Source organism: Nonomuraea sp. NPDC049419, assembly GCF_040676995.1.
Taxonomy (GTDB): domain Bacteria; phylum Actinomycetota; class Actinomycetes; order Streptosporangiales; family Streptosporangiaceae; genus Nonomuraea; species Nonomuraea salmonea.
Genome location: NZ_JBFAQB010000003.1, coordinates 344,670 through 367,153, shown reverse-complemented (window position 1 = coordinate 367,153; position 22,484 = coordinate 344,670). Strand labels below are relative to the sequence as shown.

Annotated in this window: 20 protein-coding genes and 1 pseudogene; 4 read left to right on the top strand and 17 right to left on the bottom strand. The window is 73.5% G+C overall.

Going from position 1 to position 22,484, the window contains the following annotated elements:
• Positions 1-3: 3 nt before the first annotated feature.
• The 5 genes from AB0K12_RS11730 to mycP are packed head-to-tail and all read right to left on the bottom strand — an operon-like array spanning position 4 to position 3,534.
• The gene (locus AB0K12_RS11730) at positions 4-1,308 is read right to left on the bottom strand and encodes a hypothetical protein (RefSeq protein ID WP_364558624.1); all 1,305 of its coding nucleotides are present in this window, start codon (positions 1,306-1,308) and stop codon (positions 4-6) included.
• A gap of 8 nt (positions 1,309-1,316) precedes the next feature.
• Positions 1,317-1,658, bottom strand: coding sequence for a hypothetical protein (locus AB0K12_RS11725; RefSeq protein ID WP_364558620.1), 342 nt, complete (start codon positions 1,656-1,658; stop codon positions 1,317-1,319).
• Between the two features lie 6 nt (positions 1,659-1,664).
• The gene (locus AB0K12_RS11720; protein WP_345399826.1) at positions 1,665-1,955 is read right to left on the bottom strand and encodes a WXG100 family type VII secretion target; all 291 of its coding nucleotides are present in this window, start codon (positions 1,953-1,955) and stop codon (positions 1,665-1,667) included.
• Positions 1,956-1,966: 11 nt separating this feature from the next.
• The gene (locus tag AB0K12_RS11715) at positions 1,967-2,308 is read right to left on the bottom strand and encodes a WXG100 family type VII secretion target (protein WP_345399823.1); all 342 of its coding nucleotides are present in this window, start codon (positions 2,306-2,308) and stop codon (positions 1,967-1,969) included.
• Between the two features lie 59 nt (positions 2,309-2,367).
• Positions 2,368-3,534: a type VII secretion-associated serine protease mycosin gene (gene mycP, locus AB0K12_RS11710; RefSeq protein ID WP_364558617.1), complete on the bottom strand. Its 1,167-nt coding sequence runs from the start codon at positions 3,532-3,534 to the stop codon at positions 2,368-2,370.
• Between the two features lie 133 nt (positions 3,535-3,667).
• Here mycP and AB0K12_RS11705 point away from each other — a divergent pair, with 133 nt between their 5' ends.
• On the top strand, positions 3,668-4,291 hold the full coding sequence (locus tag AB0K12_RS11705) for a hypothetical protein (protein WP_364558614.1): 624 nt from the start codon (positions 3,668-3,670) through the stop codon (positions 4,289-4,291).
• On the opposite strand, the pseudogene AB0K12_RS11700 reads toward AB0K12_RS11705, so the two are convergent.
• A pseudogene (locus tag AB0K12_RS11700) lies at positions 4,281-4,936 on the bottom strand (RNA-guided endonuclease TnpB family protein); the annotation flags it as partial. The gene AB0K12_RS11705 and the pseudogene AB0K12_RS11700 sit on opposite strands and share 11 nt — an antisense overlap.
• A gap of 57 nt (positions 4,937-4,993) precedes the next feature.
• Here AB0K12_RS11700 and AB0K12_RS11695 point away from each other — a divergent pair.
• Both AB0K12_RS11695 and AB0K12_RS11690 read left to right on the top strand, forming a co-directional pair.
• A complete protein-coding gene (locus tag AB0K12_RS11695) occupies positions 4,994-6,211 on the top strand; it encodes a hypothetical protein (RefSeq protein WP_364558611.1) in 1,218 nt (405 codons plus the stop codon).
• The gene (locus tag AB0K12_RS11690) at positions 6,208-8,391 is read left to right on the top strand and encodes a protein kinase (protein ID WP_364558608.1); all 2,184 of its coding nucleotides are present in this window, start codon (positions 6,208-6,210) and stop codon (positions 8,389-8,391) included. Before AB0K12_RS11695 ends, AB0K12_RS11690 begins: the two co-directional genes overlap by 4 nt.
• A gap of 99 nt (positions 8,392-8,490) precedes the next feature.
• On the opposite strand, the gene AB0K12_RS11685 is transcribed toward AB0K12_RS11690, so the two are convergent.
• The 11 genes from AB0K12_RS11685 to AB0K12_RS11635 all read right to left on the bottom strand — a co-directional run bounded on the left by AB0K12_RS11685 (position 8,491) and on the right by AB0K12_RS11635 (position 21,072).
• Entirely contained in the window at positions 8,491-10,647 is a 2,157-nt protein-coding gene (locus AB0K12_RS11685; protein WP_364558605.1) for a transglutaminaseTgpA domain-containing protein, read from the bottom strand.
• Positions 10,648-10,745: 98 nt separating this feature from the next.
• A complete protein-coding gene (locus tag AB0K12_RS11680) occupies positions 10,746-11,867 on the bottom strand; it encodes a DUF58 domain-containing protein (protein ID WP_364558603.1) in 1,122 nt (373 codons plus the stop codon).
• The gene (locus AB0K12_RS11675; protein WP_364558601.1) at positions 11,864-14,020 is read right to left on the bottom strand and encodes a hypothetical protein; all 2,157 of its coding nucleotides are present in this window, start codon (positions 14,018-14,020) and stop codon (positions 11,864-11,866) included. Before AB0K12_RS11675 ends, AB0K12_RS11680 begins: the two co-directional genes overlap by 4 nt.
• A 103-nt stretch (positions 14,021-14,123) precedes the next feature.
• The gene (locus AB0K12_RS11670) at positions 14,124-14,876 is read right to left on the bottom strand and encodes a HipA domain-containing protein (RefSeq protein ID WP_364558599.1); all 753 of its coding nucleotides are present in this window, start codon (positions 14,874-14,876) and stop codon (positions 14,124-14,126) included.
• Between the two features lie 49 nt (positions 14,877-14,925).
• A complete protein-coding gene (locus AB0K12_RS11665; RefSeq protein ID WP_364558597.1) occupies positions 14,926-15,240 on the bottom strand; it encodes a hypothetical protein in 315 nt (104 codons plus the stop codon).
• 171 nt (positions 15,241-15,411) lie between these two features.
• A complete protein-coding gene (locus AB0K12_RS11660; RefSeq protein WP_364558595.1) occupies positions 15,412-16,164 on the bottom strand; it encodes a methyltransferase domain-containing protein in 753 nt (250 codons plus the stop codon).
• Positions 16,161-17,225 carry a LacI family DNA-binding transcriptional regulator gene (locus tag AB0K12_RS11655; RefSeq protein WP_364559822.1) on the bottom strand — a complete coding sequence of 355 codons (1,065 nt, stop codon included), beginning with the start codon at positions 17,223-17,225 and terminating at the stop codon, positions 16,161-16,163. The genes AB0K12_RS11660 and AB0K12_RS11655 overlap by 4 nt, the downstream gene beginning before the upstream one ends.
• 9 nt (positions 17,226-17,234) lie before the next feature.
• Positions 17,235-17,954, bottom strand: coding sequence for a cupin domain-containing protein (locus AB0K12_RS11650; RefSeq protein WP_364558594.1), 720 nt, complete (start codon positions 17,952-17,954; stop codon positions 17,235-17,237).
• On the bottom strand, positions 17,951-18,853 hold the full coding sequence (locus AB0K12_RS11645) for a PmoA family protein (RefSeq protein WP_364558593.1): 903 nt from the start codon (positions 18,851-18,853) through the stop codon (positions 17,951-17,953). Before AB0K12_RS11645 ends, AB0K12_RS11650 begins: the two co-directional genes overlap by 4 nt.
• Positions 18,850-19,941 carry a Gfo/Idh/MocA family oxidoreductase gene (locus AB0K12_RS11640; RefSeq protein ID WP_364558591.1) on the bottom strand — a complete coding sequence of 364 codons (1,092 nt, stop codon included), beginning with the start codon at positions 19,939-19,941 and terminating at the stop codon, positions 18,850-18,852. The genes AB0K12_RS11645 and AB0K12_RS11640 overlap by 4 nt, the downstream gene beginning before the upstream one ends.
• A gap of 111 nt (positions 19,942-20,052) precedes the next feature.
• A complete protein-coding gene (locus tag AB0K12_RS11635; protein WP_364558589.1) occupies positions 20,053-21,072 on the bottom strand; it encodes a LacI family DNA-binding transcriptional regulator in 1,020 nt (339 codons plus the stop codon).
• Positions 21,073-21,185: 113 nt separating this feature from the next.
• On the opposite strand from AB0K12_RS11635, the gene AB0K12_RS11630 reads away from it, so the two are divergent.
• A complete protein-coding gene (locus AB0K12_RS11630; protein WP_364558586.1) occupies positions 21,186-22,445 on the top strand; it encodes a serine hydrolase domain-containing protein in 1,260 nt (419 codons plus the stop codon).
• Positions 22,446-22,484: the final 39 nt, after the last annotated feature.

Here is a 22,484-nt window from a genome sequence, read left to right as displayed (position 1 = left end):
TCGTCAGCTCACCACCGGTGGTGGCGTGTCCACGGACGGGCGGAAGAAGTCGTCGTCGGCGGGGCGGGTGCCGAGGCGGCGGGTGCTCTGGCGGTCCGGCGCCGCCCCCGCGGCCATCGGCATGAACGGCACACCGCCCGCGCCGGCCATCCCGGCCGCGCCCGGCTCACCGCCGAGGCCGCCCGGCGGTCCCATCGCCGCCGCCCGCCCGCCCACCACCGGGACACTGCCCGGCCGCACGGAGGGACCCTGGGCGGTGGCGGTGTCGCGGCCGTGCGGGACGAGGCCGGGGTCGGCACGAGCCGGGGCGACGGTCTCGGGCAGGACCCCGGTGGGACCGACCCCGGTAGGACCGACCCCGGTAGGACCGACCCCGGTAGGACCGACCCCGGTAGGACCGACCCCGGTGGGACCGACGCCGGTCGGACGGGTCGTCGACGGCCGGCCGATCTCCGCCGGCCGGCCGACGTCTGCCGGTCTGCCGGCGTCCGTCATGCCCGGTTGCGCCGTGGCCGCCGTCACGCCCGACGTGCTCGTCAGCGTCGATGAGCCGGGGTGGCCGTGGGGGCCGGTGCCGGGCTGCGGGACAGTCCCTGGCAGGGCCGTTCCTCCGGGTCCCGTCATGGAGCCGGGCGAGGTCGGGGTCCCCGGCGCGGTGCCGGCCGTGGGGTCCGGCGTGCCGGCCGTGGGGTTCAGCGTGCCGGCCAGCGACGTGCCGGGCCGTGCCGGCGTCGAGCCCGGCTCGCCGGGCGGCGGCAGGTACGGTGCAGGCGAGGCCGGCTCCTCGTCCCACGGCAGCCGGTCGGGCAGGGCCGAGTGCCCGGTGTGGAAGGCGGTGTTGAGCCGGGCGATGAACGCCCGCGCCGCGCCGTCGGGGTCGTTGGTGGGATGGGCGGGGTCGGTCGAGCCCGAGCCCATCGCGTAGTGGGTCTGCGGCTTGGTGGCCTGGTCGAAACGTTCCTTGGCCGTGGTCAGCTCCTTGGCGACGCCCTCCAGCGAGGGCGGGACGTCCTCCAGCCGGTCCCGCAGCGCCTGGAGGTAGGTCTGGAGCCGGTTCATCCGGGTGAGCATGGCGCGGGCCGACTCCCCGCCCCAGTTCCCGTCGGCCACCAGGCGGGCCGCCCCGTCACCGAGCGTGGTGATCGTGGTGGTGAGCAGCTCGGCCGTCTGCCGGTACGCCGCCGCGACCGGCCCGAACTCCTCTGGCCTGGTGGACATGATCAACGTCCTGATCGCGTCGCGGCCCCCGTACCCCTGCGGGTCGCCGCCCTGGAGGCAGCCGGTCTTGATCGGTTTCGGTTCCGGCACGCGTTCCTCTATCTGTCCGTACGTCCCGCCACGCCCGCGGCCCGCTGGTCGGCGTCGCGCACGGTGGCCGCGGTGTCGGCCAGGTCGCCGATGACCCGCTGGACCTGCTCCAGCACGAACCGCAGCGACTCCCCCGTGGCCTCGCGGGCGCTGCGGACGGTGCCCGCGTACCCCTGGGCGACGTCCCACGTCCCGGCGGCGCCCGGGGTGAGGTCGGGCACCTGGAACCGCGCCGCCTCCAGGCGCGGCAGCAGCTCCCGCTGCAGCTTGCCTGCCACGTCGAGGAGCGCGTCAGGCCGGCAGGTGACCTGGTCCCCGGCGGCGGCCGGGTCGATGAGCGGCTCGTTCACCCGGGCTCAGGTGGTCCAGCGGCGGATGTTGACGTGCTCGGCCTCGCGCATGATGCCGGTGGCCTCCTGGAGCGACGGCCCGAAGCGCTGCATGGTGTCGCCCATGGTGACGACGGCCTCGTTCCACTGGCGCTTGGCCTCGAGGTAGACGCCCTTCGCGGCGCCGTCCCAGGTCTCCAGCACCTTGAAGTCGGCCTCCAGGTCCGTCAGCTCGCCGACGAGATTGGTGTACGCGCGGCCCAGCTCGGCCGCGATCTCTTCCATCTCGTCGAAATTGGCGACGATGATGTCATTCATGTCGGCTCCTTTCAGGAAACGGGCCCGGAGTATTCACCGCCGGCGAGCGCGGCCCGGAGTTTCACCGCGACGTCGCTCGCCTGGGTGTTGGCGTCGTTGTACTGGATGCCGGTGGCCTTCAGGTTCTCGCCGATCGTGTTGAGCGCGTCGATGACCTTTCTGAACTGCGGGGTCCACTCCGTGAGCACCTGCCGGTAAACGGTGGCCGCCTCGCCCTGCCAGGCGCTGCCGAGCGTCTCGGGGATCTGCGTGAGCCGGTTGTAGATCTGCTCGATGTTGGCGACGGCGAGCTGTGCGCGTTCTGCGGCACTATGCTGGCTGCCCTCGGTATAAGTCGTCGGTTGATTGACCACGCTGCTCCTTTCGGCGGGCTTTATCCCGCATCAACGTAGGCGGGCCCCGGCGGGCGAGGCTACGATTTCAACTTTCCTGTAAATGTCCCGGCGCCGCCCTGGCGCCGGCGTCGGGCTCTGTGCAGCATGAGCGCCGCGAACACCACCAGCGCCGTCACCCCGGCCGCTCCCGCGGTGATGCCGACGGCGATCGCCCGCGTCCGCTCGTCCTGGACGGGCGCCCTGGCCAGCACGACGGGTGGCGCGCCGGCGGCGCTCATGGTGGCCGCGGGCAGCACCGAGGTGACCGCCTGCAGCGGATTGACCAGTCCGGCGCCGGTTCCCGCCGCGCCGCCGCCCTCGGCGGTCTGCTCCAGGCGGCGCTTGACCTGCCAGTGGTCGAGGTCCGGGTGCCGGGCTCTTACCAGGGCGGCGACGCCGGAGACGAAGGGGGCGGCGAAGCTGGTGCCGTCGAGGCCCGTACGGTAGCCGCCGCCCGTCCACGCACTGGTGATCCCGGCGCCTGGCGCGGTGACGGAGATGCGGGTGGCGCCGTTGGAGAAGCCCGGCTTCTCGCCGTCGGGCGCCGCCGCGCCGACCGCGATCACGCCCGGATACTCGGCCGGGTACGCCGGCGAGGCGGCGCCGCCGTCCTGCTCGACGTTGCCGGCGGCGGCCACGATCACCGCGTCCTTCTCCTGCGCGTACGCCACCGCCGCCTTCAGCTCGGGCGCGTCGTGGGCCTGCACGGACACGTTGATCACGTCGGCGCCCAGGTCGGCGGCCCGCCGGATGCCGGCCGCGAGCCGCGACACGTCGCCCGACCGGCCCTCAGTCTGCTTGATCGACAGGATCCGCGCTGCCGGGGCCACGCCCATCACCGGGACGCCGCGCCCGGTGAGGTCCTGGCCGGCGATGATGCCGGCGACCGCGGTGCCGTGGCCGACGCAGTCGCGCGCGTCCGTGCCCGTGAGGTCCGCCTGGCCGGTGACCACGCCTCTGAGCTGCGGGTGGGTGGCGTCCACGCCGCTGTCCACGACCGCGACCCGCACGCCTTCACCTCTGGTGAGCCGCCACACCTGGGTGAACCGCAGGCGTTCCTGCGGCCAGGGCGTGCCGGTGACCTCGGCGACGCCGGGCTCGGGGTCGCAGGTGACCGCACGGGCCGTGTCGGTCATCGGCGTCGGGGTCACCGGGGCGGGGGTCAGCGCCAGGAGGAGGGCGGCGCCGTACCAAAGGAAAGGCACGAAAACGGAGTCTCGCCGACATTTCCGGCCTCCGACGCTCTCTTAGAAATATCTTGAAATGGCACTGCGCCCGGCGTAACGGCAGGTAGGCATGTGCTGGCATGTCCAGCGCTATGGCCCACGGAGAGTGAGCATGACCGTACCTGCCGCCGAGGGTGGCGACGCCCACGGCAACCCCAGGCCGGGCATCGGGCTGTCAAGGCTGCAGCGGCCGACGAGGACCGTCGGCCATGAGGACGCCATCTCCTCCCACGAGGAGCACATAGAGGCGCGCGGCGTCGAGGACGCCTACGCCGACCACATCCACGACCACCGCAACGGCGACTACCCGCCGGAGCCGCCGCCCGCCCCGACGCAGGCGCAGCTCGACGAGCTGCTCGCGGCCAACCGCGTGGACCCGGGGACGACGAGCAGGACGATGTTCGTCAAGATCGGCGAGTACGAGGACCCGGCGTCCGGCAGGCCGCTGCCGACGTCGCCGGTCGAGCGGCTGCGCCAGGACCTCGAACGCCTCCAGGGCGCGGCCGGCGAGAGCCTCAAGGTCCGCCTCCTGCGGGCCAGACTCAGCGAACAGGACCTCGGCACCTGGCAGGCCGCCACCGACCTCAAATACACCACCGACCAGGCACAGGCCACCCTCGACCAGGTCATCACGCGCGTCACGCAGGTGTACGAGGCCGTGGTGCAGGCACTCGACGAGACCGTCAAGACCGCGAAGAACGCCGACCGGTCCATCGCGGGCGGCGTCAGGAAGTGACGGAGGCCCGTTGACATCCTCCCCCTCGGTGAACGAGGGGGATTCCCACGGTCGCCCGTGAGGCTTCCTGCTTCACAGCCGGTCGCCCGTCCGAGAGGACTCTCGTTGAGGTCTTACACCAGCTCCCCAGGCGTTTCAGCTCTCCGCCAGCCCGGCGGCGAGCACGTTCCTGGCCGCGTTGACGTCCCGGTCATGGACCGCGCCGCAGGCACACATCCACTCCCGGACGTTCAGCGGCATCTTCTCCCGCAGGGCCCCGCACGCCGAGCACAGCTTGGAGGAGGGGAACCAGCGGTCGACCGCCACCACGCTCCGCCCGTACCACTGCGCCTCGTACTCCAGCATCGAGCGGAACTCCCGCCAGGACACATCGGAGATGGCGCGAGCCAGGCGGCGGTTCTTGACCATGCTGCGGACGGTCAGGTCTTCCACCACTTGATTCTCGCGAACAAGCCGTGTCGTGACCTTGTGCAGGTGATCTCTTCTGCGATCGGCGATCCGGGCGTACACCCTGGCGACCTTCACTCTGGCCTTGCCCCGATTGTTCGACCCCTTGGCCTTGCGCGCCAGGGCCCGCTGCGCCTTGGCCAGCCTGCGCCGGTCGGCGCGCTCATGCTTGGGGTTGACGATCTTCTCGCCGCCGCTCCGCAAGCGTCCGATTCCTCCCCCGCCTGAAGGCGGGGGACTCCACGGAGGTATCTGATGACCGACTACTGGGTCGGAACGCTCAAGGACAGCCGGGAGCCGCAGATCGACGGCACCCAGCCGCTGGGCGGCGACGCCGAGAGCAGCGACGGCGTCTCCGGCCTCATCCAGTCCACCAAGCCGGAGAAGGTGGCCGAGGCGGGACGCCGGTACACCGAGATCGCCGAGATGTGCGCCACGTCGGTGGAGGTGCTGCACACCGAGGCCGCGCGCATCGCCCAGACGCTGGGCGGGGAGTCGATCGAGGGCATCTTCGACACGATCGGGGAGCTCCAGCGCGACCTCGCCCGTCTCAGCTTCGCCGCCAGGTCCGTGGGGCAGCCCCTCGTCTGGTACGGGGCCGAGGTGCTGCCCTGGTTCCACCACAACGTGCCCAGGACGGGCAGCGTGGACCTCGACGACTGGATGGGCGACGTCGTGGGCACCGACACCAACGCCCACGCGCTCGCCCGGCACCACCTTCAGCAGCTCAACCGCTTCATCCAGGCCGTCTACCACTCCATCGACGACCAGGTGGAGCAGCGGACCACGGCGCCGCAGACCTCGCTCACCGACCCGTCGTTCGACCCGCGGCTGGGGCTGCCGAGTGGGCTGACCGCCAACCCGTACGGGGGCCTCGGCTCGACCCCCGGCTTCGACGGCCCAGGACTGCCCGGCTCCGGCGGCCCGGACCTGCCGCGCCTCGACGACCCGTCCCTCCAGGACCCGTCCCTGCGCGACCCCTCCGCCCCGGCCCCGTCGGCGCAGGACCCCTCGCTGCAGAACCCCTCACTGCAGGACCCCTCGTTGCAGAACCCCTCACTGCAGAACCCGTCCCTGCAGAACCCCTCGCTGCAGGACCCGTCACTGCGGAACCCGTCCCTGGAGAACCCGTCGCTCAACCAGCCCGACCTGCGGAACCCGGCCACGCACCTGTCCAGCTACCCCACCCCTCAGGTTCCGGCCACCCAGTCGATCGTCCCCGGGATGCCCACCGGCGCAGGCCCCTCGACGCTCCCCGGCAGCGCCGCCGCCACCCAGCTCGGCGGCGCGCCGGGCGGTCCAGGCGCGCCGGGCGCTGGCGGCATGCCGGGCGGGCCGATGGGCATGATCCCGCCGATGGGCGGCGCCGGGGGTGCCGGGCAGGAAGGCGAGCGGGAGCGCATGAAGATGCCGCTCACCGAGTACGACCCGTTCGACAGCGATGACCTGGGCGGCCCGCCCCTGATCACATGACCCCACCCACCGACCGGGTCCCCGGCCCACCCCGACGGGTCCATGGCAGCCGCCCACCCGGACCCGCCCGACAAGCCGGTGACGTCCAGCCGCCCGCACCCGCCCAACAGGCCCGCGGCCCGCACCCGCCCGGACCCGCCCACGAGGCCCGCGGCCCGCACCTGTTCAGATCCGCCGAACGGGTTCGCGGTTACCACCTGGTCGGGCCTGCCGGTCAGGACGGCCCCTGGACCCTGTATCGGGCGCGCTCGGTGGCCACCATGGCGGACGTCCTGGTCAAGACGCTGGCCTGCCACCGCGTGGGCAAGCGGGCGCTCAAGCGGATCATCCGCGGGTTCGCCTTCCCCGGCGAGCTGGCCGCGCACCCCGGGGTGATCCCCGTCCTGGAGGTGGGCGCGACCGGGGACGGGCGGCCGTACCTGGTGACGCCTCCTCACGACGGCCTCACCCTCGCCGAACGCCCGGACCGCGACCGTCCCATGCCGATTGAGCAGGTCGCCGGCCTGCTGGCCGCGGTGGCGCGCGCCGTCGCGGCCACTCATGCGGCGGGCGGCGTACACGGACGCGTCACGCCCTCGAACGTGGTCATGACCCCGAACGGCGTGATGCTGACCGGCTTCGCGATGTCGGCCCTGATGTCGATCGCCGAGCTCCCGGACGGCACCCCACCGTCGGTCCACGCCTCCCCCGAGGAGTTGGAGGGCCGCCCACCATCCCCCGCCTCCGACGTCTACACCCTCGCCTCGACCACCTACGAACTCCTGACCGGCCACCCTGCCTTCCCCCTGGAAGACGCCACCAACACCGCCAGATTCACCCTGGCCGTCCTGACCGAACCACCCCCGCCCCTACCTCCCACAGTCCCTGAGCCCCTGGCCACCCTCCTCGCCCAGGCCCTCTCCAAGGACCCCGCCACCCGCCCCACGGCCACCACCCTCGCCGCCACCGCCCACCGTTTCGCCAGCGGCCCTCCGCGACCTCACATCACCGGCGCTCCCGCCGCCGGAAAGGGCGCCACTGCCCCCGACGTCCAGCAGGCCGCCCCCGCCGGCTCTGCCGCCGACCAGCGTTTCGGCGTCGATGGCTCCGGCCCCTCGTCAGTGGCGCCTCCCCCGTTCGGCGGAACCGCCGCGTCCTCGGCCGGTCCCACAAGCGGGTCTGTGCCTGGAGCGGCGGCGGATCAGCCGCGCACCGCCCGGCTCCCGGAGCCCGGTCCTGTGCCGGAGCCCGGTCCTCGACTTCCCCGCACGGCTCGCCTCCCCGCGTCCGGGTCACCAGGCAACCAGGAGCTGTCGGGGCCCAGGGAGCTGGTGTGGACCGTGGACTCCGAGCGGTCTCGGGTCAGGCCGCCGGCGGGGCCTCAGCCGTTCCTGCCGACGCCGCCCGAGCCCGGCTCGTCCGCGCAGGCACCGGATGGCCAGGCACCGGCTGCCCAGGCGCCGGCTGCCGCGGAGGGCGGGCGGCGGGGGCGGACGCCGCTGGTCGTGGCGGGCGTGTCGGCGCTGGCCGTGCTGGCCGGTGCGGGCAGTGTGGCGCTGGCGATGAGCGGTGACCGAGGCGCCACGCAGACCGCCGACCACCAGGCGGCCGCCACCCAGCCCCCGGACACGGGCGTACGGGACGGACAGCCTGGCGAGGGCGACACGCAGAACAGCCCTCATGACGGGCAGCCGCAGGATGGCCAGGTTCAGGACGGGCGGCCTCAGCCCCTTCGGCCTGACGCGCGGGCCACCGGTGACCGTTCGCAGCCCGAGCCGTCGCCGGCCCCCGAGCAGAGCACGGCCGGCCCCGCCACCTCACCACCGGCCACGCTCAGGACCCCCGGCCCCGCCACCCTCACCGCCTACCGCCCCAAGAGCCTCAAGCTGGTCGCCGACAACGGCACCACGGTGACGCTGTCCTGGAAGACGGCACGCAGGACCGAGTACCCGGTGATCGTCCAGCAGGCCCCCGACGACCGCCTGATGTCGGCCCCGGTCGGCAGCACCACGTACACGGTCGGCAAGCTCGACCCGGGCACCGGCTACTGCTTCAAGGTCGGCGCGGTGGTCGCGCTCGGCCGGCCGTCCTCGGTGGCCTGGTCGTCGGCGCTGTGCATCAGAGGCGCCGCGGAGACCGGCGCGGAAGACGACGTCCAGCCCCCGATCGTGCTTCCCCTGGTCACCCCACCGACCGGCTGACCCCGTCCGTCACGCCGACGAGCCCCGACCAGGCCGCCGACCCCGCCGGCGGGGCCTGATCACCGCCTCCAACCGACCGGCCCGGCCGCCGGGCCGGCCTCAGCTGATCAGTGACAGGGGTGACAGCCGGCCGGCGGCCCGGCGCAGGAGGCTCACCCTCTGCCTGACCAGGGCGTCCACCGTCGTTTGGTGCCGCCAGGCGAGGTCGGCGTCGTCCGCGTTCACGGGGGTGTCGCCGAAGGTGGCCGCATTGGCGAGGGCGGCGAGGGACGTGAGGGGCGCGCGGGCGGCGGGGTCCAGGGAGCGTTCGGCCAGGGATGCCACCTCGCCCGCCGTCAGCGTCCCTGAGGTGACGGGGAGGCCGGCGGTGCGGAGGCGGGTGAGGGTCTGCTGCCAGGCTCCGATGACGCGGGCGGCCGGTGCGGCGGCGCTGCGGCGGCGCGTCCGGCGTACCAGGGGGACGAGGGCGGCGGCGAGCACATAGGCCGCCGCCAAGCCGCCGATCACCGCAGCCCACACCCCCGGTCCGATCGAGGCGTCCTTGCCGGAGGTCGAAGGTGGGGTGGGGCGCTTGGTGGGGGTCTTGGTGGGCTTGGGCGGGGTGGCGTCCTCGTTGATGGCCTGCTCGATCTCCTTGGCCTGCTTGGGCGCGCCTTCGGCGACGTCCCCGCCCTCGCCGGAGCGCGTACGGGACGGCGTCGGATAGAACGGCACCCACCCGATGCCGTCGAACTCGACCTCGGCCCACGCCAGCACGTCCCCGCCGCGCACCTGCCGGACGCCGCCCCGCTCCTCCCCCGGACGGAACCCGACGACGATCCTGGTCGGCAGCCCGATCGCCCGCCCCAGCAGCGCGAACGACGCCGCGAACTGCTCGGTCGTCCCCCGCTTCGACTCGGTCAGGAAGAACTCGATGCTGCGGTAGCCGTGCCCGGGTGGCGCGTTGACGTCGTTCACGGCGAGTTTGCGCAGGTAGGCGGCCAGTTTGGCGGCCTGCTGGCTCGGGCTGCGGGCGCCGGCCGTGGCGCGGCGGGCGATCTCGCCGAGGCGGGCGCGCTGGGGCGGGGTGCGGCCGTCGGGGCCGTCGGGCAGCCGCCGCTGTTCGGGGTCGTCGGCGGGTGACGCCTGTCGCAGCTCCGCCGCCGGATATGTCCGGACTCCTGATGTCACCTGGTACGTCAGCCCCTCCCGCGCCCGCGTGCTGGCCAGCATGCCGGTGCCGGGGTCGACCACGAGGCCCGTACCGGTCGCCGCGAGCGGCCGGTCGGCGGCGGGCAGCCAGGGCCCCGGCAGCTTCTGCACGGTGAACCGCTGCTCCACGGTGTCGCGCGCGGCGTCGCCCGCGCCGGGGACGCGTCCGCCGGTGGGGAGGAAGCCGGCGCTGGACGTCCAGCTCACGCCGTCGAACCGGTCGAGGACGGCCAGGCGCAGGTTCGCCTCGGACGTGGTGCGGACCGTGAACAGCTCGCGCCGTGGGTTCTGCAGCCAGGCCGACACCTGGTCGAGGGCGCTCACGCCCTTGATCGGCCGGGGTGGGGGCTGCTCGACGAGGGTCCGTACGTCGAAGGGCTTCCCGGCGACGGGCAGCACCGGCGCGACGACGACGGCGGCCACCACCAGCCCGGCCAGCAGCGGCACCCCGGCCGCCACCGCGAGCGGCGACCTGCCGGCCCTGACCAGCCCCAGCAGCAGCACGAGCCCCGCGAACCCGGCCGCATAAGGCACCACCGTCCCGCCCCCTGCCACCCCGAGCACGACGGCCGCCCCGAACACCGGCAGCGCCGCCACGGCGGGCAGCATCGGGGTACGGCGGCGCAGCGCCAGCTCGGCCGCCACGGTGGTCGCCGTCCAGACCAGGAAGCTGACCAGCGCGATCGCGGGACTGCCCGGGGCGGCGGGCAGAATGGTGGTCAACAGCCACCCGCCCGCGTCACGCACACCCAGCAGCGCCGCCCTGACGGCCGCGGGGCCGGGGAGAAACCCGAGCCACGCCTGCTCCCTGAACACCGTGGCCGACACCACCGTCAGCCACCCCAGCACGCCGACCGGCACCGTCCCCCACAACGGCAGCCGCCCCGACAACGTGAGCGCCAGCACACAAGGCCCCGCGGCGGCCACCCCGACGACGGGCAGCAACGCCTCCAGGGCGAACACCCCGTCGAACGCCAACCCCGCACACGCCACCAGCAACCCGGCCACGACCACGGCGGCCACCCGCCGCCCCAACGGCTCCTGCTGCTGATCCCGCGCCACCATCCCAGAACGGTCAACGGCCTGGGATGCCGCACGACCCCGACCGGGCGCACGCCCCCCGACGCGCCCCGTCTCTTGGGGAGGGGTGGGGGAGGGGCCGGTCAGCGTGGCCATGCTGCCGCCAGTTCGTCCAAGTTCGACGCTTCGATGACGGTTACCCCCGCGGCCCGCGGCGCGCCCGCCTCAGGTGGGCCCACGTGGACGAACAGGGCCTGGCCGAAGCGGCGGCGGACGGCCGCCGCGTCGGCCAGGGCCCCATACCCGCCGCTGATCAGCACCAGCGCTCCGCCCGCCCCCGCGTGGCGGAGCGCGTGCAGCGGCGGTTCGGCCCGGTCCGAGCGTTCGACCAGCGCGAGCCGGTCCAGGACCTGCTCGTCCTCGCCCGGCCCGCCCTTGGCGTGGACCAGCTCGCCCTCCCCGGTGAGCACCCGCACGGGAAACCGGTCCCGGGTGACGGCGCAGGCCGCCGACGCCGCGACGTCCACGGCCAGCTCGAACTCGTCGTCCCCCTCGTACGACGAGCTCCGGGTGTCGAGGACGACCACGGTGTCCGGCAGGTTGACATCGGTCAGCTCCTTGACCATGAGCACGCCGGTCCTGGCGGTCGAGCGCCAGTGGACGTGCCGCAGCTCGTCACCGACGACGTACTCGCGCAGGCCGTTGAAGCTGCTCGCGCCGGACGGCGCGGAGCGGGAGGCGAGCCCGTCGAGGTGCCGTCGCCGCCCGGAGCGCAGCGGCCCGAGCGGCACGGTGCGGGGCCGGACGAGCAGCAGGTCGGCCCGCCCGTACGCGATGGAGCGCCGCGCCAGCCCGAACGGGTCGGCCCGGTCGAGCAGCAGCGGCCCCACCGGCGTGCGCCCGCGCCGGCGGGTGGGCAGCCGGTACGACACCGTCCGCGCCGCCCGCCTGCCCAGCGACGGCACCTCGACCGTCACCGTGGTCTCCCGGCACGTGTCCCGCGCCACCAGCCCGGAGTGCCGCCACCGCCCGGCGTTGCGCACGTGCAGGACGGCCACGGCCGGCTCACCCCGCGCCACCTTGACCGGCGTCACCTCGCGCCGCACCTCCAGCCGGGCGCCCCTGAGCGTCCACAGCGCGCCGGCGCCGACGGCGGCCAGCCCGGCCACGGCCGGCACCGCCGCCTGGGAGTAGCCGAGCGGCGCCCCGGCCGCGTAGACCAGCACGGACGCCACGGCCAGCCCCCACCCCGCGCGAGTGATCATTCGCACTCCCACAGCGGGGCGGCGGGGAAGCCCCCCTTCGGGGTGTCGACGAGCACGTCGTTGAGCCAGCCGTTGCCCCGGGGCGATTCGATCTTGTTCCAGACGTCGCTGCTCTGGCCCGTGTACTGGTCGGTGTAGGCCGGGCCCTTCTGCTGGCAGAGCACGGTGAGCGTGATGTACTCCCCCTTCGGGATCCTGCCCGCCTCGCCGCCGCCGGGCGCCGAGCGGATGAGCGTGTTGGTGTCGTTGTTGTTGGCGTTCTTGAACTGGGCGGACGGCGGGCGCAGCTCGGCGGTGGCCTCGGCGCGTTCCTGGCTCTCGCCCGCCTCGTTCCTGGCGCGCAGCGTCCAGGTGTAGGACTGGCCGTTCTTGAGCCCGGTCACCTCGGCGCTCGTGCCCTCGGGCTGGGCGGGGTGCTGGCCGGGACCTTCCAGCGTGTACGTGACGCCGTCCGCCGCGTTGTCGGGAGCCGCCCAGGTGAGGTCGGCCCCGTGGTTCTTGCCCTTGGCGGTGAACGACGCGGGCTTTCCCGGGGCGACGCAGGGACGTACCGGGATGGACGGGGCCGACTCCACCTCGCCGCCGGCGTACTCGGCGACGACTCGGAACGAGTACTCCTGGTCGCACCGCCCGCCCGTCACCCGGAACTGGAACGGCCCGTCCGGCCGCACCTTCGACGGCGTGACGTCGGCGCCGCCGGGGGCGCCCTTGAGCGTGTACCCCGTCACGTCGCCCTTGGCCGATGGCGTGAAGACGACCTCCATCCAGCCGGGGCCCGAGTCCGCGGTGACAGCGCCGGGCGGGTCGGGGGTGACGGTCGGCGTCGGGGTCGGCGTGGGAGTCGGGGTGGGCGTGGGAGTCTTCGTGGTGGTGGGGGTCGGGGTGGGCGTGGGGGTCGCGGTGACCGTCACCGTCGGCACGGCCGTCTTCGTCTTCGCCGGCACCGTCGTGGTGGCGGTCGGCCTGGTCACGGTCGTCGGCTGCACCACGGTCGGCGTGTACGTCGGGATCGGCAGCGGCGTCGGGCTGTCCTTCTGGCCGAGCGCCTCGTCGTACTTGCCGACCCGGTGTCCCCTGCCGTCCTCCTCGATGACCAGGGCGGCCTCGCTGAACTGGTCGTTCACCCAGAGCAGCCCGTCCTTGACGAACACCTCAAGCGGCCCCGCCTTGCCCGTCACCACCTTGTCGGCCTCGAACCGCTTGGCCACCGTGTCGTACACGATGAGCTTGCCCGTGCTCTCGTCGGCGATGTAGATGCGCCGCCCGAGCGCCTGCGGCGCGCCCAGCTTGCCGCCCTTGACGGCGACGGTGGTGAGGGCGCCGGTGGCGGTGTCCACGAGGACGAGCGCGCCCTGCTTCGGCGCGAGGATCGGCACCACCTGGCTCTCGGCGACGGCGGGCACCAGCAGGCCGGCGCTGCCCGCGCCGGTGACCGTGCTGGGCAGGCTGACCTGCAGCCGGGTGCCGGTGCCGCCGATCACCATGGCGGTGGCGGCGGCGGAGTCGGTGACCAGCGGGACGCCGTTCGCGATCGTCAGTGTGAGCGGGTCGCCCGGCTCGCCGACCGTCACCGCCTTGCCCTGCTGCGCGCCGTTGATCTGGACAAGCGTGCCCTCTTCGGGCACGGGCACCCACAGCGTGCCGTTCTTGTCCAGTCCGGCCTGCCCGAGCGGCGGCTTCAGCGTGATCGGGGCGCCGACGGTGTCCACGGTCAGCGGGTCGAGCTGCTGCACGGTGCCGCCGCGCGGGTCGATCCCGTACGCCTTGCCGGCGCCCATCACGATCTGCATGCCGCCCGCGCCCAGCTTGCCCGTCTGCGCGACTTCGAGCTGGGTGGGGTCGATGCGGCTGACCTGGCCGGTGGACTCGTCCATGACCAGCACGTTGTCGCCGTCCTGCACGACCTTCAGCGCCTGCCCCTCGGCGGAGGCCAGGTCCACCCGGCCGTCCAGCTGCCCGGACAGGCCGTTGGCGTGCACCACCTCACCGTTGAGCGCGCTGGCCAGCCAGGCGCCCACGTCGGCCAGCTTCGGCCGGGCGCTCGAGACGCCCGTGCCCAGGAACAGGCCCACTCCCACCAGCGCGGCTGCCAGCACGGCCGCGACGACCCCCGCCGCCCGCCGCCCCGCCGCGCTCCCCCACCGAACGGCCACCGATTCACATCCCGCGAGCTTCGTCCGCATACGTATCCGCGGACACACTAGGCCGCACTCCGGGGCCGCCGACCTTCCTTCAAAGAATGTGGAAACGTCCGGCTCAGGAACCCTGCCGCGTCTCAGCGACGAGGGGCAGCGTCCGCAGCCGCCCCTCGATGTGGGAGGTCACGAACGCGGGAACGTCCGCCTCTGCCTTGGCCTGCGACCACGACTCGGCCAGTGCGATCACGGTGTCCCGCACGACGCCCGCCACCCGGTCGCCGTCGAGCCCCGCCCGCCGTGCGAGGCTGCGGAAGTTGCCGAACGTGACGGCCTTGGCCACCTTGCCGCCGTTCACCGGGAAGGCCAGCTCCTCGGTGCGGAAGTCGTCGTAGGAGGACACGGAGACGAGGTCGTAGGCCGGGGACAGCCGCGCCGTGACGCCGTCGGGGTAGCGCAGCGTCCAGTTCTTCAGATGAGCGTCCAGGTTGCCCATGACGACGATCGCGGCCAGACGGCGTACGTACTCCTCCAGGTCCTGCGGGCAGACCGTGCTGATGACCCGGGCCAGGCCACCGTAGGTCGCTCTGTCGTCCTTGGAGGACACGGCGACCTCACGCACCTGAGCGAAGTCCTCCTGATGAACGCGCCCGCCGGGCAGCCGGTCGAACCGCCTGACCGCGAGCGCCGTCTCCGCCGCATCGATCAGGCCGTCCGGCAGGCCCGTGAGCCGCGCCCCTTCGACGAGACGGATCTCCGGGACGTCGATGCCGGCCAGCCTGGCCCAGGTCATCATGGCGTACTCGTTCGCCGGCACCTCCGGCAAGCGCCGGTCCGGGAGCTTGACGATCCAGTCGCCTCCCTGCCCGGACATGGGCGCACCAGGAGGTCCGCCAGAGGCCCTGCCTCGTCCGACGGCTGGATCAGGTGGTTGGCCAGCCGGATCCCAGGCCGCTCCTGTCGTCCACGATCGGTACGAGCGGTATGCGGGCGTCGAGGAGCTCGATGGCGTCGATCGGTTCGCCTGGGCCGGTCAGGAAGCGCGGCCCCAGCGCGAGCAGGCTCAGGACGTTGACCTTGGCCTGCGGGTGGTCGAGTCCGATTCGCGTGAGGTCGGGCTTCCATGGGGCCATCGGCGTCGGCAGCGACTCGATCAATCGCTGCGCGCTGTCCACCGGCTGCGTGTGCACCTGCTCGGCGAGGTGCGTCGCTTCCTCCGGATGTCCGTGCGGCGTCACTCCGAGCACCGCTCCGCGCCAGATCCAGCGGCCGGGGAGGTGGGGAGGCGGATCCGGCCGCGCCGCGCGAAGTCCACCAGTTCGCCCAGTGAGAGTCGGCAGACCTTCGGCCGGGTCACCGCAGCCACCGCGCCCTCCCTCCCTGGCCCGCATCACTGGATGGTGCCGATCTTATGGCTCGGTGCGGGCGAGGAGGGCGAAGCGGTGGGCGGTGGCTTTCAGGGGGGCGCGGGTCTCGTGGAGGGTGCGGAGGTGCGGGGCGTACGTCTGGACGTCGAAGGCGGGGATCTGCCACGGGACCATGCGGAGGAAGAGGACGAGGGCGCCTATGTCGTGGAATCTGGTGGTGAAGGTGGCTTCGGCGCTCCAGACGACATCCAGGCCCGCATTCCGGAGACCATGCGTCGCTTCGGCCAGGCTCCAGGTGGCGTTGTCGTGGGGTGGGGCTTTCAGAGCCGTGTTGAGCTCCTCCAGGTCGCGGCCGGCCACCTGCTGGGTGAGGAAGGTGCCGCCCCGGGTCAGGAGGCGGCGGATCTCGTGCGGGTCGTACGCCTCGTGGCGGCTGGTGATCAGGTCGAACGAGGCGTCAGGGAAGGTCTCCGTGGTGTCCGTGACCTCTACGCCCAGGGGTGCCAGCCTTCTCCTCGCGACCGGGAGGTTGGGGGCGTGGCGCTCGGTCGCGGCGGTTCCGCGCGGGAGCGGAGCCAGGGAGGCGAGCAGCTCGCCGCCGCCGGTGCCCAGGTCGAGCAGGGCCTTCGTGGCGGGGAGGTGGTCGCGGACGACTTGCTCGTAGTCCCAGGGCAAGGTGCCCTCGTACGTGATCCGGCCTTTCAGCGCGCTGAAGTCCCAGCCTTCGAAGTCGGCGGTCAGTGCCTCGTCGATCAGCTCGTCGTAGCCCATGAACGCGATTCTGCCGGACGTCATCGGGGTGGGGTGCTGGCGCGGAGGACGACCTTCGTGGTGAGGCCGGGAGGGGTCTGGTCGTTCGACAGGGCGAGGCGGACGGCGGCGGCGCCCGCCTCGCGGAGCGGGACCGCGACCGAGGTCAGGGCGGGGACGACGTCCACGGCGGGCGCGATGTCGTCGAAGCCGGCCACCCCGATGTCCGTCCCCGGCCGCAGCCCGGCGTCGCGCAGCCCGGTCATCGCGCCGATCGCCATCACGTCGTTGACCGCGAACACCGCGTCCACGTCCCCCGACCGCTCGGCCAGCCGACGCGCCGCCACGTAGCCGCCGTCCCTGGTGAAGCCGGTCTCGACGGCGAGCGGCTGGGGCACGCCGGAGCCGGCCAGCCCGGCCAGAAAACCCTCGTGCCGCTCGCGGGAGGTGCGCAGCGCGGCGGGGGCGTGCAGGACGGCGAAGCGGCGGTAGCCGGCGCCGAGCAGGGCGCGGGCGAGGTCCGCCGCGCCGCCCCCGTTGTCGATGGTCACGGTCGGGTACGGCAGGTCGCGCTGGCTGATCATGACGACCCTGCCGCCCGCCGTCCGGTACGCCTCCAGCTCCTCCACCAGTGCGTCCCTGGTGCCCGCCCCGTCGATGCGGCTGCCGGTCACGATGACGACGCGCGGGCGGCGGCCCCTGAGCGTCCTGACGATCTGCAGCTCGCGTTCCGGTGAGCCGCCCGCCACCGCCATCGTGAGGATCAGCCCCGCTGCCTCGGCCCCGGCGGCCACGCCCGCGGCGATGGCGGAGAAGTACGGGTCGGCCACGTCGCGCACCACCAGCGCGACGGTCCTGGTCGAGCCCTTCGCGATGGCCTGGGCCGACAGGTGCGGCCGGTAGCCGAGCCGGTCGGCGGCGGCGCGCACGCGGGCGACGTTCTCCGCCCTGACGTTGCGGGCGCTGCCGTTGAGCGCCCGGGAGGCGGTGGCCACGGACACGCCCGCCTCCCGCGCGACATCATGCAGGGTCGCCGGCCCGCCTTCTCGTGGCGCCCCATCGGGCGGCCCGCCCGAACCCGGGGTCTCGTCGCCCGTGCCGGTCATCATCCCTGGTCAGGTCGGGGGGTGGAGGATGGGGTGGGTGACGTCGTGGGCGCGGAGGCGGCCGCACATGCCCCACCGCTCCTCCGTGGGCGACTCCATGAGCGCCGCGTCCAGCAGGTGGCCGCCGTCGCCGCGTTCGAGGGCGTCGAGCACGGCGGACGTGCGGCGGGTCTCCTCGGCGACCGTACGCTCCCAGATGCCCCGCCACTCCCCCGCCCGGTCACGTACGAGCGCGACCGCGCTGTCGTAGAAGGCGCGCAGTGCGCCGGGCCCGCCGTCCACGAGCCGCAGGAACCCCTCGACGGCCAGCTCCCTGCGCCGCCGCACGGCCTCCTCGACGTCGGCGGAGGGCAGGGTGGCGGCGGCGCGGTAGCGGGCGGGGTCGGCGACGACGTGCGGCGGGAACGTCATGACCGCGTCCCCCGCCTCGGGCAGCCCCGCGTTGGACATGACGACCACCACCTCGAGCCCGCCCCTGTTGACGGCGCGGTGGATGGTGCCGGGCGTGAACCACACGGTGGTGCCGGGCAGCAGCTCGGTCTCGCGCAGCCCGCCGGCGTCGAGTGTCTGGAGCGTGCCCTGCCCGCCGATCACCACGTACGCCTCCGTCGAGGCCGTGTGCAGGTGCGGCGTGCCGCCCTCCAGGCCGTCGGCGCAGGCGTTGCCCGAGTAGACCGACAGCCGGCTGACGGACGTGCCGCCGGGGAACGCCCCGGGAACGGCGGTCATCGCAGCGCCTCCCTCCCCAGCTCGGCGAGCTTGGCCGTGCCGTCCTCGCCCCGGTCGCCGTCGGCGATGACGACCGCGTACCGGAAGCTCAGGCTCTGCCCGTCGGGCAGCGGCACCTCCTCGCTGAAGAACGGCGCGGGGCACAGGCACGCGAACATCTCGGTGCGGGCGAACCACTGCGGCGGGTGCTGCGGGTTGGCGGTGTCGTCGACCATGACGATCGTGGAGTGCTCGCCGGTCTCGTCGTGCCGGCCGCGGAAGCCGAACCACTCGGCGCGCGTGCCGCGCAGCTCGTCGCCACCCGCCCCGGCCGGCGACTGGATGAGACCGCCGGTGAACGAGCGGGGCCCGCGCCAGAACAGGCCGCCGTAGCCGGCGTTCTCGCGGCCCTTGGTGGTCGGGGAGCCGAAGTCGAGGGTGGCGCCTGACACGTTCGTCATGACGGTCTCGAAGACCAGCGCCCACGCGCCGTCGTCCACGACGGACGCGCTGAGCGCGCGCCGCTCCTCGATGACGGGCGCGCCGGCCTGGGACGTCCAGTCGAGCGCGTGCCCGATCTCGACCCGGCCGCCGCCGGCGGTGAGGTTCGTCATCTCGCGGTGGACGGCGCTGCCGTTGTTGTCGAGCTGGCGGTAACGGCCGTCGGTGAACGTCGGCCCGCCCCAGAAGTTGTGCTCGCCCACGTGCGGCAGCGACCAGGCGATGCCCTTGTGCCACACGTGGTCGTGCGGCCGGTAGAGCGACACGAGCGCGCCGCCGAGGGTACGGATCGGGTGGAGGTACGGCTTGGGCGACTCCAGCACCGGCGTGTCGGGGCGGTAGACGTAGGTGAACAGCTCGGCGTCGCCCGCGGCGACGGTGACCGACTTACCGACGGTGTGGGTGGCCTGCAGAGTCACTGGTTCCTCCAGGGGGCGCCGGTGCCGTCCATGCGGCGGGCGAACGGGCTGTCCGCGGTGATCTGCCCGGCCCGTACGCGCTCGCCGGTGAAGGCGGAGGCGTAGAGCGCGGCGATGAACTCCATCGTGCGGCGGGCTTCCGTGGTGGTCACCGGCGGCTGCTCGCCCTGGTCGAGCGCGTCGAGCACGGCCGCGAACCAGCCGGTGTGCCCGCTCGATCCCTCGGTGCGGTCGGCGCCCCACAGCGACTTGACGTCCTCATGGGCGGGGGCCGGGGTGACCGTCCAGTCGTCGTCGGTGTAGCCGTACAGGTGCTCGACCTCGATCGTGGCGCGCTCGTAGTCGAAGCGCAGCACGGACGTCTCGCGCGGCGACAGCACCGAGTTGACGACGGTGGCCATGGCGCCGCTCTCGAACGTCACCAGCGCCATCGACACGTCCTCGGTCTCGACGGGACGTGCCTGCCGGGCGGCCATGGCGGTGACCTCGGTCCACGGGCCGAGCACCGACAGCAGCAGGTCGAACTGGTGGATGCCGTGCCCCATGGTGGGGCCGCCGCCCTCGGACTCCCAGGTGCCGCGCCACGGGACCGCGTAGTAGTCCTCGCCCCGGTACCACTGGGTGAGGCTGGTGGCCACCAGCGGGCGGCCCAGCTCGCCCGCCCCGGCCAGGCGGCGCAGGCGGGCCGCTCCGGCGCCGAAGCGGTGCTGCAGGACGGTCGCGACGTGGGCGCCGGTACGCTGCTCGGCCTCGATCAGCGCGTCGAACTCGGCCAGCGAGAGCGTCGGCGGCTTCTCCACCAGGGCCGTGACGCCTGCTTCCAGGCAGGCCATTGCGATGGGGGCGTGCAGCTGGGGCGGGGTGCACAGGTGGGCGACGTCCAGCTCCTGCTCGCGCAGCAGCTGGTCGGCGCCGGCGTAGGCGTGGGGGATTCCGTACTTGTCGGCGAACTCGCGGGCCCGGCCGGCGTCCACGTCGGCCACGGCGACCAGCTCTGCCCGTCCTCCGGAGCTCTGCACGGCCCTGGCGTGGGCATGGGCGATCCCTCCGGTGCCGATGATCGCGGCCCGGTACTGCTGTCGAGACATGGGTTCCTTCGTCCGGTGGTCAGGTCGCGCGGCGCCGCGTGGGAAAACGTATTCCGCAGTCTGCCCCGCCCGTCACATAAGCGTCAAGAGCACCCATCCCTGGGCAGGACCTTACGGACGGGTGGACTGGCGAGGGATCAGGTGGCCCGCCATCCGGAGGTGCCGGGCCGTGTCCGAAGGGGTCAGGGCATAGCGGATCGCCTGGGCGCCCGCCTCGGCGAGCGGGAGGGCGACCGTCGTCAAGGGCGGGGTGACGTCGCGGGCCAGGGGGACGTCGTCAACGCCCGTCACGGACACCTCCTCGGGGACGTCCACGCCGGCGGCCCGGAAGCCGGACAGGGCGCCGATGGCGATGGTGTCGTTGACCGCGAGCACGGCCTGCCGCCCGTCCAGGCCACGGGCGGCCAGGTCGCGGGCCGCCGCGTAGCCGCCGTCCCGGCTGACCGGGCAGGGCAGGACGAGGATGTCGCGGACGCCGCCGGCGGTCAGCCCGGCGACGCACCCCGCCGTACGGTCGGCGAGGTTGCGCAGGCCGGGCGACCCGGCGAGAATCGCCACCCGCCGGTGCCCGAGCCCGGCCACGTACGCCCCCACGAGCCGCCCGCAGCCGTGGTTGTCGAAGCCGATCGTGTCGAAGGGCAGGTCGGTGTCGCCGAAGATGACGGCCCGGCCGCCGTCCCGCTCGTACGACCGCAGCTCCTCGGCCAGCCGGCCGTCGGACGCCCCCGCGAGGAACCGGTTGGAGGTGACGACGAGCGCCCGGGGCCGCAGCGACCGCAGCACGCGCACGGTCTCCGCCTGCCGCGCGGCGTCCCCCATGGTGGCGGACACCGTGACGAACGCCCCGGCCGTGCTGGCCTCCCGCTCCATCGCGGCCACCACCATGCCCATCGACGGCGTGGTCAGGTCGTCGGCCACGAGCGCGATGGAGTCGCCCGCCGTGCGCATGGCCCTGGCGGCGGCGTCGGCGGTGTAGCGCAGGTCGGCGGCGGCGGCGAGGACGCGGGCCGCGTACTCGGGGGCGACCTTCCTGGCGCTGCCGGCGAGCACGCGGGAGGCGGTGGCGACCGACACCCCGGCGGCGGCGGCCACGTCGCGCAGCGTGACCGTGGGCCTCGCCGCGTGGGGCATCCGCTCTCGTCCTTCCGTGGGGGATTGCAGCGTACCCCTTATGACGGCTGTCATATGGAGGTCGTGACAGCGGCGACTGCCCCGGGCGGTGCGCAATCGATCATGCTGGCGGCATGACGAAGCGACAGTTTGCCAAGAAGGCCGGACGCCGCGCCGCCGCCGTGGCGGCGACGCTCGGTGTGCTGTTCGCCGCGAGCCCGGCGCAGGCCGCCACGGGCGAGGGGCTCGATCGGCGGGCGCTGCGCGAGGCGCTCGACGCCGTGCACGACGCGGGCATGTACGGCCTGTACGGCGAGGCACGCGACGGGGCGAAGAGCTGGCGGGGCGCCGCAGGCGTGGCCGACGTGCGGACGAACCGCCCGGTCAAGCCGGACATGGTGCACCGGGTGGGCAGCATCACCAAGACGTTCACCGCGGTGGCCGTGCTGCAGCAGGTCGCCCGCGGCACGATCGAGCTGGACGCCCCGATCGGCCGCTACCTGCCGGACGTCGTGCCGGGCGAGCGCGGCCAGAAGATCACCGTACGGATGCTGCTCAACCACACCAGCCACATCGCCGACCTGGTCGGCCCGGCGTTCCCCTCCCTGTACGAGAACTCCGCGCAGAGCCTCGACGACCACCGCTTCCGGAAACTGACCCGGCTGCAGACGGCGAAGTTCGGCCTCGACGCCCCGCCGACGGGCGAGCCCGGCGCCACCCCCGGTGTCTACTCCAACACCAACTACGTGCTGGCCGGCCTGCTGCTGGAGAAGGTGACGGGCACGAAGGCCGAGGACTACATCACCCGTCACGTGATCCGCAAGGCGGGCCTGCGGCACACGGCGTTCCCGCGCACGCCGCACATCCCCGGCCCGCACTCGAAGGCGTACGAGTCGATGCTCGGCCTCATCGACCCGCCGCGCGACTACAGCGTGTACGACATGTCGTGGGTCACCACGGCGGGCGCGCTGACGTCCACGATGGACGACCTCAACCGCTTCTACCGCGCGCTGCTGCGCGGCGAGCTGATCGGCCCGGCCGAGCTGGCGGAGATGAAGAAGACGGTGCCGGTCGTGGCCGGCGGGGTGCTCGACTACGGGCTCGGCATCTACGCCTACGACCTGCCGTGCGGCCGGTTCTGGGGGCACAGCGGCAGCGTGTTCGGCATGGCGACGGAGTCGGCGACCAGCGAGGACGGCGAGCGCCAGATCTCGATGGGCGTCAACAGGACGAAGTACCAGACCATCGACGAGAACGGCCAGGTCGTCCCGCACGCCATCGACTACGCCAGCGCGCGCTTCGTGGTGCTCGGCGCGTGCGGGGACGTGCAGGCCAGGACGGCGAAGCAGGGGTACGTCCCGTTCGCCGCGGATGGGGTGCGGGTGAAGCGCTGAGGGGTGTGGCGCCGATCACGTTCGTTGTGTGGATTCCTG